The 10,383-nt window shown below is 62.3% G+C and carries 10 protein-coding genes and 1 pseudogene; 6 read left to right on the top strand and 5 right to left on the bottom strand.

Annotated features, from left to right (window positions below; translation table 11 throughout):
* Nucleotides 1-221 precede the first annotated feature (221 nt).
* Nucleotides 222-578, bottom strand: a complete 357-nt coding sequence (gene queD, locus B3P22_RS11990; protein ID WP_296271105.1) for a 6-carboxytetrahydropterin synthase QueD — start codon at nt 576-578, stop codon at nt 222-224.
* 112 nt (nt 579-690) lie between these two features.
* Nucleotides 691-1,770 carry a patatin-like phospholipase family protein gene (locus B3P22_RS11995; protein WP_296271106.1) on the bottom strand — a complete coding sequence of 360 codons (1,080 nt, stop codon included), beginning with the start codon at nt 1,768-1,770 and terminating at the stop codon, nt 691-693.
* A 145-nt stretch (nt 1,771-1,915) separates the two neighbouring features.
* Here B3P22_RS11995 and B3P22_RS12000 point away from each other — a divergent pair, with 145 nt between their 5' ends.
* The 4 genes from B3P22_RS12000 to B3P22_RS12015 are packed head-to-tail and all read left to right on the top strand — an operon-like array spanning nt 1,916 to nt 4,516.
* A complete protein-coding gene (locus B3P22_RS12000) occupies nt 1,916-2,224 on the top strand; it encodes a PepSY domain-containing protein (protein ID WP_296271107.1) in 309 nt (102 codons plus the stop codon).
* Complete coding sequence (locus B3P22_RS12005) at nt 2,224-2,538, top strand: PepSY domain-containing protein (RefSeq protein WP_296271108.1); 315 nt, start codon at nt 2,224-2,226, stop codon at nt 2,536-2,538. The genes B3P22_RS12000 and B3P22_RS12005 overlap by 1 nt, the downstream gene beginning before the upstream one ends.
* Entirely contained in the window at nt 2,538-3,206 is a 669-nt protein-coding gene (locus B3P22_RS12010; protein ID WP_197859072.1) for a response regulator transcription factor, read from the top strand. Before B3P22_RS12005 ends, B3P22_RS12010 begins: the two co-directional genes overlap by 1 nt.
* Nucleotides 3,203-4,516 (top strand): ATP-binding protein, encoded by a 1,314-nt coding sequence (locus B3P22_RS12015; RefSeq protein WP_296271109.1) that lies wholly within the window; start codon nt 3,203-3,205, stop codon nt 4,514-4,516. The genes B3P22_RS12010 and B3P22_RS12015 overlap by 4 nt, the downstream gene beginning before the upstream one ends.
* 135 nt (nt 4,517-4,651) lie before the next feature.
* Here the strand turns inward: B3P22_RS12015 and B3P22_RS12020 are convergent, their stop codons facing one another.
* From B3P22_RS12020 to B3P22_RS23920, 3 genes and pseudogenes are all read right to left on the bottom strand, one after another.
* On the bottom strand, nt 4,652-5,248 hold the full coding sequence (locus B3P22_RS12020; protein WP_296271110.1) for an NADPH-dependent FMN reductase: 597 nt from the start codon (nt 5,246-5,248) through the stop codon (nt 4,652-4,654).
* A gap of 86 nt (nt 5,249-5,334) precedes the next feature.
* On the bottom strand, nt 5,335-6,090 hold the full coding sequence (locus tag B3P22_RS23915; protein ID WP_418804137.1) for a methyl-accepting chemotaxis protein: 756 nt from the start codon (nt 6,088-6,090) through the stop codon (nt 5,335-5,337).
* 150 nt (nt 6,091-6,240) lie between these two features.
* A pseudogene (locus B3P22_RS23920) lies at nt 6,241-7,617 on the bottom strand (chemotaxis protein); the annotation flags it as partial.
* Between the two features lie 44 nt (nt 7,618-7,661).
* Here B3P22_RS23920 and B3P22_RS12030 point away from each other — a divergent pair.
* Entirely contained in the window at nt 7,662-8,981 is a 1,320-nt protein-coding gene (locus B3P22_RS12030) for a Na+/H+ antiporter family protein (RefSeq protein ID WP_296271112.1), read from the top strand.
* Between the two features lie 113 nt (nt 8,982-9,094).
* Nucleotides 9,095-10,383: methyl-accepting chemotaxis protein (locus B3P22_RS12035; protein WP_296271113.1), on the top strand; the 1,289-nt coding region annotated here is incomplete at its 3' end.

The raw sequence follows: 10,383 nt of genomic DNA on the forward strand, positions 1-10,383 counted from the left end.
CTATACGAAACCCCAGATCGCCAAAGCGGTCTGGGGTTTCTTCTTTGCGGCGTGGAAAACAACGCTGCGGGCACTGCGCGGATGCGGTCACAGCGGTACGTGGCTTTCACCTTGGGTTGAGCTGACAGGCTTCGCGAGTAGAGCTCGCTCCTACAGGTTCAGGTGCGTTGGACCAATAAAAAGGCCACCTCGAAGGTGGCCTTGGTTTTTCTGTTGGTTGATCAGGCGCCGCGGTATTCGCAGCCGCTGGTGCAGGTTTCGTGGATGCGTACCCGCGACAGTTCCGGCAGCAATGGTTTGACCTGCTGCCAGATCCACTTGGCCAGCACTTCGCTGGTGGGGTTTTCCAGGCCGGGGATGTCGTTCAGGTAATTGTGGTCGAGCTGCTCGTAGATCGGCTTGAAGATCGCCTTGATCTCGGAGAAGTCGCGAATCCAGCCGGTATAAGGGTCGACTTCACCTTCGATATAGATGGCGACTCGGAAGGAGTGGCCATGCAGGCGGCCGCATTTATGGCCTTGCGGTACGTGTGGCAGGCGGTGGGCCGCCTCGAAGATGAACTCTTTGAACAATTCCACTGAACAGCGCTCGTGTAGAGGATTGCGCCTGATTGGCGTGAGCGGCGCAGTTTATCAGGTCTGGTCCCGATAGCCGCCTTGTCATATCCGCTCTACAGGTTGAGTGCGTTCTTCAAAGTGATTGCAGACGCTCTGCCAGGCGGCCGCTTTCGACCAGTTCGAGAAATTCGTCACCGAGCCGTACGCTCTCGGCCATTGCCTGACGCCAATAGCGCTCGCGGCCGTCATCATTGCCCAGATAGCGCTTGAAGTCGGTGCGATCCGGCAGTTTCCCGTGGGGCAGGCGAGCAAGGTATTCCCGCGATGGCGCGACTAGTACGGCATTCTGCAGGCGCGTACGGTCGCCGCGGCGCCAGGGCATGCTCTTGTCGAACCAGCCAGGTATCACGCGATCGGTGAAGTGCGGGTAGAGGACTATATCGTTGCCGTCGTAGGGCAGGTCGAGGTGGTAGTCGAGCAGGCCGCCATCGCGATAGGCGCCTGGCTCCAGCCCCGGTATTTCGCGAATCGCTTCCATCACCATGGGAATCGAGCCTGATGCCAGCAGGGCGTAACGCAGGTTTTCCGCGGTCAATGCGTGGAAGTGCGAACGGAAGTCGCTGAGCTGCGCCAAAGGTGGTGTCTGCCGCGCATCATGCAGGATCACCCGGTCGAAATGACGTCCCAGGCGTTGGCGGGCCAGCAAGTTGTTGCCTATTACCGATGACAGGCCGAGGCTCAGTTTGCCGCGATGATCGTGCTGCAGCAGGCCGTGGCTCTTCACCACCACGATATGCAGGCGATAGTGCGGGTTGGCGATGATAGCTGCGTCTTGGCCTGCGAGCAGTTCGTTGAGCATCTGTCGGCAACTGCCCGATACGTCTGCCATGCTCACGCCTTTGGCGAAGCGTTGAGAGGTGTACAGCTCGCCGAGCCGTCGAATACCCGCTGCGGCGTCCGGCAGACAGGCACTGGCGAAGCGCCAGGAGCCGATGGAGGCACCGATCAGGGCGCGCTCGCGTGGTGCCCGGGGCAGCCAGTCAGCAAACAGTGCGAGATCCAGTCCCTGAATACCAATTCCCTTGGGGCCGCCTGCCGCGCCAGGCAGGATGCCAACGTCTGCCGGGTTCAGGCCATCCCGGCGAATTCGTGCCATGGCTCTGGGACCGGCCTTGAGTGTCAGGGCAGGGGATTTGATATGGATCGCGCTCATCGATGCCTCCTTTCGAACAGGCGATTATAGAGCGCTGATTGAGCAGGCCAAGCCACTTCACGCGGTGAATGACGCAAGTGAATTCAGCTTGAATTAAGTGCCTGGGCCTAGAGTGGGAGTCACTGATTCACTGCTGGAGAACCCCATGAAACGATTGCTCAGCCTCGCGGCACTTGCCACCCTTGTCAGCGCCGCTACCATTGCCCAGGCGCGTGATCTCGGCCCGGACGAAGCTATGCGTCTACGCGATGCCGGTACCATCAAGTCCTTCGAACAGCTCAATGAAGCGGCCCTGGCTCAGCACCCCGGTGCGCGCATCGAGGAAACCGAGCTGGAAGATGAATATGGCCGCTATATCTATCAGATCGAGCTGCGCGACGTTCAAGACGTGCAATGGGACCTGGAGCTGGACGCCAGCACCGGGGAAATTCTCAAGAACCACCAGGACGATTGATGAAGTTTCAACGTACCACCGCGCTGTTGCTGGCGCTGGCCTGTGGTTTTGGCAGCGTCCCAGGCATTGCGCGTGATCTCGACCAGGATGAGGCCCTGCGCTTGCGCCGTGAGGGCATCATCATGCCGTTCGAGCAATTGATGCAGCACATCGGCAAGGCATATCCCGGCTCCACGCTGCTCGAGGCGGAGCTGGAGGAGGAAGACGGCGTGCTGGTCTATGAAGTCGAGATTCTGACCACCTCGGGCGTGGTGCGCGAGCTGGAACTGGATGCCCGCAACGGCAATATTCTGAAGGATGAGGAAGACGACTGATGCGCCTGTTGCTGGTGGAAGATCATGTACCCCTGGCCGACGAACTGACCGCCAGCCTGACTCGCCAGGGTTACGCCGTGGATTGGCTGGCCGATGGGCGTGACGCAGCCTATCAGGGCGCGAGCGAGCCTTATGACCTGATCATTCTCGACCTCGGTCTACCGGGCAAGCCGGGACTGGAGGTGCTGCAGGAGTGGCGCGCCGGTGGCCTGGCGACTCCGGTGCTGGTGCTCACCGCGCGCGGCTCCTGGGCCGAGCGCATCGAGGGGCTGAAGGCCGGTGCAGACGACTACCTGACCAAACCCTTTCATCCCGAGGAGCTGGCTCTGCGCATTCAGGCGCTGTTGCGCCGCGCCCATGGCCTGGCCAACCAGCCGCAACTGGAAGCTGCCGGTCTGCAACTGGACGAGAGCCGCCAGTGCGTGACCTCGGGCGGCGAGGCCGTCGACCTGACCGCTGCCGAGTTTCGTCTCCTGCGCTATTTCATGCTGCATCCCGGCCAAATCCTCTCCAAAAGCCATCTTGCCGACCACCTGTATGACGGCGAGACCGAGCGCGACTCCAACGTCATCGAAGTGCACGTCAATCGCCTGCGCGGCAAGCTTGGGCGCAATGTGATCGAGACGCGACGAGGGCAGGGCTACCGCTTTACCGGAGAGCAGGGTTGAGGTCCATTCAGCGTCGGCTCGGTATTGGCCTGGCCGCGACGCTGTTGCTGGTTGGATTGGTTCTGGCGCAGGCCAGCCTCTGGGTGTTCGACCGCGGCCTGCGTGCCTACCTGGAAGAAGATCTGCGCGATGAAGCACAGGGACTGCTGGCGGCGCTGGTGCGCGGGCCTTCAGGTCTGCAACTGGATGAGCGACGCCTCGATCCCTCGTTCCAGCGGCAATTCTCCGGGCATTACTTTCGCATCGATTTTTCCGATCGCAGCTGGCGTTCACGCTCGCTGTGGGATCGTGAATTGCTCAAACCCAATGGCGCCGGCATGCAGGCCGAGCTGGGCGACGGCCCGCAGGGTCAGTTGCTGTTGATCTACCGCGCCGATTACCGCCGCTATGGCGAAAATCTGTCGATCAGCGTGGCGCAGGACTACCAACCGATACTGCAGAGCTTTCGCCGTATGCAGTGGGTTGGTCTTGGACTGGGAGGTGCCGCATTGCTGCTGATCCTGATGGCGCAGCGTTATACCGTGCACCGGGCGTTGCGCCCGCTGGAGCAAGTGCGTCAGCAGATCGTGCAGTTGCAGCAAGGGCGGCGTACCGAGCTGGATGCCGAGGTGCCCGAGGAGCTGGAATCGCTGGTAGCGCAGATCAACCACCTGTTGGCGCATACCGAGGACACGCTCAAGCGCTCGCGTAATGCGCTGGGCAACCTCGGCCATGCACTGAAGACACCTTTGGCGGTGCTGATCAGCCTGGCCGGCCGTGAGGAGATGGCCGCCCATCCGGCGTTGCGTGCGAGCATGCGCGAGCAGTTGGAGCAGATCGAGCAACGTCTGAGCCGCGAGCTTGGGCGTGCGCGTCTGGCCGGCGAGGTGCTGCCGGGGGCGCGTTTCGATTGCACGCAGGAGTTGCCGGGACTGTTCGCCACCTTGTCGATGATTCATGACCGTGGCCTGAGTCTGGATTGGCAAGCGCCGGCGGATCTGGTTCTGCCGCGTGACCGTGAGGACTTGTTGGAGCTGCTCGGCAACCTGCTGGACAACGCCTGCAAATGGGCCGATCAGCGCGTGCAACTGACGGTAAAGGAGAGCGCCGACGGCTATCGCCTATACGTCGATGACGACGGCCCCGGCATCGATGCCGAACGCCGTGAGGCCGTGCTTGGCCGCGGCACTCGCCTGGACGAACAGGTGGCGGGGCATGGCCTGGGGCTGGGTATCGTGCGCGATATCATTGAGGCCTGGAACGGCCGTATCGAACTGCAGGACAGCCCCTTGGGTGGGCTGCGGGTGATGGTCAGCTTGCCGCGGCGTTGAGCTGAGGCCGGGTTCATGGCCTTGCGCCGGGCGAGCCATCGCTGGTGGGTTACGCGGCGCGATAAGTTCGCTGGCGTCTGCAAACGCAGTGTTCAGCGCCGCTAACCCACCCTAAGGGACGTGCAAGACGATCCCTTACATGCCGTTGGTGAAGGCCGGATTGTCGAAGCTGATGGCTGCGCGCACCGGCTGCAGGGCGTGGGCATAACGCACCAATACGTCGAGCGCATAGTCGATGCGCGCGCGGATTCGCTCATCGGCGTCATCAACCGGTTGCGGACCGTTCAGAACCTTCTCGACCTGGCGCACGATCAGGTGCTCCGGCAGATAGCACAGGCGGCAGTTCTTGTAGCTGGAGGCGCGCAGTTCACCGATGGGATAGGCGCCGCCAATGCCGGAGGAAACGCCAACCAGCAGGCCGGGTTTATGCGCCAGCTCGGCCTTGCTGGCGTAGATGAAGAAGTTCTTGATCGCCGGGCAGGCCATGCCGTTCCACTCCGGCGCGATGATCACTACCGCATCGGCGGCAGCCAGTTGCTGCTGATACATGCCCCAGGGGCCGGCATCTTCCGCCGGCCAGAGCGGCAGTGGGGCCAGGCCCAGATCGATGATGCTGCTGGTGTCCTGAGTGGTTTGGCCCATCTCGATCAGGCGCTGACGCAATACGCGGGCGACCTTTCCCGATTGGCTGTTGTTACGGCTGGAGCCGGCGACCAAGGCGATATTGAGCATGCTGCTTCCCCAAAAAAGAACGCAGGCTAGGCGATTGCCTGCCTACGCTGCAAGGGAAGCGCCGCCAGATCAGGGATGATTTGGCGTCAAACGCGGAACTGGTCCATCAGGCCCTGCTGATGATTGGCCAGGCGGTTAAGGTTCTGACTCACCTGTGCCGACTCATCTGCTTGCGCAGTGATGGCCTCGGTGACGTCGCGGATCGATGCAACGTTGCGGTTGATCTCCTCGGCCACCGAGCTCTGCTCCTCCGCGGCGCTGGCGATCTGCAGGTTCATGTCGGTAATGGTGCTGACCGCCTGACTGATGCGCTGCAGCGCGGCTACGGCCTGCTGCACCTGCTCGACGCTGCCCTGTGCCTGACGATGACTGCTGTGCATGGTGCTGACCACCTCGCGCGTGCCGTTCTGCAGGCCCTCGATCACCTGGCGAATTTCCTCGACCGAATCCTGCGTGCGTTTGGCCAGGTTGCGCACCTCGTCGGCGACCACGGCAAAACCGCGCCCGGCTTCACCGGCGCGTGCGGCTTCGATGGCGGCGTTGAGGGCGAGAAGGTTGGTCTGCTCGGCGATCGAGCGAATCACCTCGAGCACCGAGCCGATCTGCTCGCTGCTGCTGGCCAGGCCTTCAACTTCCTGCATGGCCACGTTCATTTCGTTGGCCAGCAGGTCAATGGTGCTGGTGGTGCGGTCGATCACCTGCAGGCCTTCGCGGCTGGCCTGGTCGGCGTTGCGCGCCGCTTCTGCGGCCTGTGCGGCGTTGTGCGCGACATCCTGCGCAGTGGCGCTCATCTCCTGGAAGGCGGTCGCCACCTGGTCGACTTCGCGGTACTGCTGCTGCATGCCGGCGCTGGTCTGGCTGGCGATAGCCGCGGACTTGTCGGCGGTACCGCGGGCATCGATCACGCTGCGCTTCACGTCGGCGATGATCGGCTGCAGTTTGTCGAGGAAGCGGTTGAACCAGCCGGCCAGTTCGCCCAGTTCATCCTGCCTGGCGTGCTGCAGGCGGCGGGTCAGATCGCCTTCGCCGCTGGCGATGTCCTTGAGCATGGCGGCTACGCCGAGAATCGGCCGTGTCACGCCGCGTGCGGTCAGCCACATCAGGACGAGCCCGGCCAGCCCGGCGCCAAGGCCTATCAGCAGCGCTGCGAGGCTGTCGCTGGCACGGTTCGCATCCAGTTGAGCGCCCAGTTTGGTCGCGCGCTCGAGCAGGACGCTCTGAGGAACTTCAAGCAGAACTGTCCAGGGTTTGGACTCGGGAATCGGCTTGAAAGGGCTCAGTTCACGGAGCATATCGCCATGCTTCAATTCGGCAGCGCTGCCGCTTTGAATCAGGCCGCGCAGTTCGTTGGCCTGATCCGGGAACGCGCGATCAACAGGCTGACTGAGCAGGCCCGCGTCACGGCTGTGCCCGGCAAGCAGCGCGCCGGGGCTGAAGATGCTGACGTGGCCTTGCCCGCTATACAGGTCACTGTTGGCCTCCTGACTGATTTGCTGCAGGCTGGCCAGGCTGATATCCACGCCCATCACGCCGATGATCTTGCCTTCGAGCTCCAGCGGGAAAGCGATGCTGGTCATCAACGTCCTTTGTCCGTCGACGTCGTCGTAATACGGTTCCAGTACGCAGGGCTGGCGCGTTTCGCGCGGGCAGGTATACCAGGCGTTGTAGGCAATGCCGTTGTCACCGGGCGTGGTGTCGCCGAGCAACTCTTCGTTCATCGCCTCGGCTTCCAGTTGGCCGACGGTGGGCTGCGCCCAGTACAGGGCGAAGCGTCCGCGTTCGTTGCTGCCGAGATCGGCTTGGTCGGCGAACAGCTCATCCTTACCATCCAGGGCGTTGGGCTCGAATACCAGATACAGGCCGAGCAGGTCCGGATTGGCTTCCAGGCTGCTGCGTACCTGGCGAGTCAGGTCCTCACGCAGGTCGAACGCGTCAAGGAAGCGTTTCTCAGCCTGTTCGCGCAGGAACAGAATCTGCCGGGAAAATCCCTTGCCGTACTGATAGGCGTCCATGAAGTAGCGCTGAATGCGGATGGCCTGTAATTCGCTGCGCGCTTTCAGGCGCAGCTTGGCGCTTTCCTCGAGCATGCTGGAACTGGCGTCGCGCACCAGGCTGGCGCTGCGGCTGGACTGGTACTGCGAGGCGCCCACCAACAGGGTGACGATGGCGAGAAGGCAGAGGCCGGCGAGCAGGGTGATCTTCCATTGGATCGAAAGACGACTGAACAGCATGGTGCGTTCCTTTCTACATGGACCAGTACGGTTATCGGTATGCGTCGGGCATTCTTGATCGATTGCTGTGCGCTCGGGATTGTGCACGCTTCGCTTTGAATTCTGAACGATCGTCGATTTTGACAGGATAGTCCGCATGCGGCACAGTACGCGGCTTTTTGCGTTGTGCAGGTGGAGTGTTTATGAACGCTGTAATCGCCGCGGTCGGCATCATGCTGGTCCTCAGTCTTTGTCGCGTACACGTGGTCGTGGCACTGATCATCGGCGCACTGGCCGGCGGCCTGCTGGGCGGGCTGGGTATCGAGGGCACGCTGAAGGCGTTCAACCAGGGGCTGGGTGGCGGGGCTACGGTTGCGCTGTCCTACGCACTGCTCGGTGCTTTCGCTGTTGCCATCGCCAAGTCCGGCCTGGCGCATGCGCTAGCGGATCGCGCGCTGGCGCTGGTCGACAAGCAGCAGGACAGTAGGGGCGGGGCGTTGAAATGGCTGCTGATCGCGTTGCTGCTGGCGGTCGCGATCTCCTCGCAGAACCTGCTGCCGATCCACATCGCCTTCATCCCGTTGCTGGTACCGCCGTTGCTCTACGTGTTGAGCAAGTTGCAGCTCGACCGTCGTCTGATCGCCTGTGTGCTGACCTTCGGCCTGATCACGCCTTACATGTTTCTGCCGGTTGGCTTTGGCGGTATCTTCCTCAACGAGATCCTGCTGGCCAACGTGGCCAAGTCCGGTGTCGATGTCACCGGTATCAGCATCACTCACGCCATGGCCATTCCGGCGCTGGGCATGCTCTTCGGCCTGTTCGTGGCGGTGCTGTTCAGTTATCGCGGCAAGCGCGTGTATGACCTGGAAAAGGTTGCACAGAGCGAGCGCGTGGATGTCCAGTACAACCCGCTGAGCCTGCTGGTTGCGGGGCTGGCCATCGCCGCGGCTTTCGTCGTGCAGCTGTGGCTGGACTCGATGATCATCGGCGCGCTGGTCGGCTTCGTGATCTTCTCGGTATCCGGCGTGGTGCGCTGGAAAGAGGCGGACGGCCTGTTCACCGAAGGCATGAAGATGATGGCCATGATCGGCTTCATCATGATCGCCGCGGCCGGCTTCGCCGAGGTGATGAAGACCACCGGTGAGGTGCAGACGCTGGTCGACAGCTCGGCAGCCTTGATCGGCCACAACAAGGCGGTCGGCGCGCTGCTGATGCTGCTGGTCGGGTTGCTGGTGACCATGGGTATTGGCTCTTCCTTTTCCACCATCCCGATCATTGCGGCGATCTTCGTGCCGCTTGGTGTGCAGCTGGGTTTCAGCCCGCTGGCCATCGTCTCCATCGTCGGGACTGCCGGCGCGCTGGGCGATGCCGGCTCACCGGCATCGGACTCCACCCTCGGGCCAACCTCGGGGCTCAACGCCGATGGCCAGCACAACCACATCTGGGACAGCGTGGTACCTACCTTCCTGCACTACAACCTGCCGCTGCTGGCGTTCGGCTGGGCGGCCGCTATGCTCCTGTAAAGGCGTGAATGCGCCGGATTAAGTTCTCGGCGCCTTGGGTCGCTTAATTCTTCCACGGGGCTGTCGATATACCGGTAGCCCCGTTTTTTGTTCCGCATAAAAGGACAACAAGAATGCGCCTCACATTGAAAACCAAGGTGATACTGCTTGCGCTGGTTCCCGTCATCCTCTTCGCGCTGGTGCTCAGTGGCACGGCGGCCAAGGTATTGCAGAGCCTGGCGGCCGACGAGGTGGCAGAGACGCGCGAGCGTCTGCTGCAGGAAAAGCGCAGCGAGCTCGAGCACTACATGCAGATCGCCCTTGGCTCGGTGAAGGGGCTTTACGATGGGGCAGCACAAGGCGACATGGCCAGTCGCGAACAGGCCATCGCCATCCTCTCCAAGATCAAATATGGCGCCGATGGCTATTTCTTCGGCCACGATTCCAACGTGGTGCGCCTGTTCCGCGGCGACAGCCCCGTGGACGTCGGCAAGAGCCTGGCCGACCGCCGCGACCCGAACGGGGTGTATATCAACCGTGAACTGGTCAACGTGGCGAAGAACAACAGCTACTTCGTCAACTATTCCTCGCCGCTGCCGGGCAACGAGTCGGTGATGGTGCCCAAGCTCGCCTACAGCTACTACCTGCCAAAATGGGACATGGCCGTCGGTACGGCGCTCAACCTCGACGGCGTCGAAGCGGGGATCAGGGAGGTCGAAGACGATATCGATGAGCGCATCGGCACCATCATCACCAGCATCGTGGTGGTGGCGGCGATTCTGCTGGTGGTGTTCGGTGTGATTGGCGTATGGCTGGGCAATGCGTTCCTGCGGCCGCTGCAGCAGATCAAGGCCAATCTCGACGATATTGCCGCAGGCGAGGGTGACCTGACCCGGCGCTTGCCGGTCACCAATCAGGACGAACTGGGCGAGTTGGCCGGCTCCTTCAATCGCTTTGTCGAGAAGATCCATGACCTGGTGCGGCAGATCGTGGAGATGACCGGGCAACTTACCGGCCTGGTGAGTCAGGTGGCGGAGCAGGCGCAGCGTTCGGAGCAGGCGATGGGGCAGCAGCGCCACGAAACCGATCAGGTGGCTACGGCGATCAATGAGATGTCGGCCGCCGCTCATGAAGTGGCCAAGAGCGCGCAGAATGCCGCCGAGGCCGCGCAGCAGACTGACCGCGAAGGTCAGGCGGCCAAAAGCGTGGTCGACGGCAGCATCCAGCGCATTCACTCACTGGTCGAGGACATCCGCAGCAGTGGCGTGTCGCTCGACAGCCTGCAGCAGGACGTGCAGTCGATCGTCAGCGTACTTGACGTGATCCGTTCCATCGCCGAGCAGACCAACCTGCTGGCGCTCAACGCGGCCATCGAAGCGGCGCGTGCCGGCGAGGCCGGGCGTGGTTTCGCCGTGGTCGCCGA

This window comes from Pseudomonas sp. UBA6323 (assembly GCF_002439135.1).
GTDB lineage: Bacteria > Pseudomonadota > Gammaproteobacteria > Pseudomonadales > Pseudomonadaceae > Aquipseudomonas.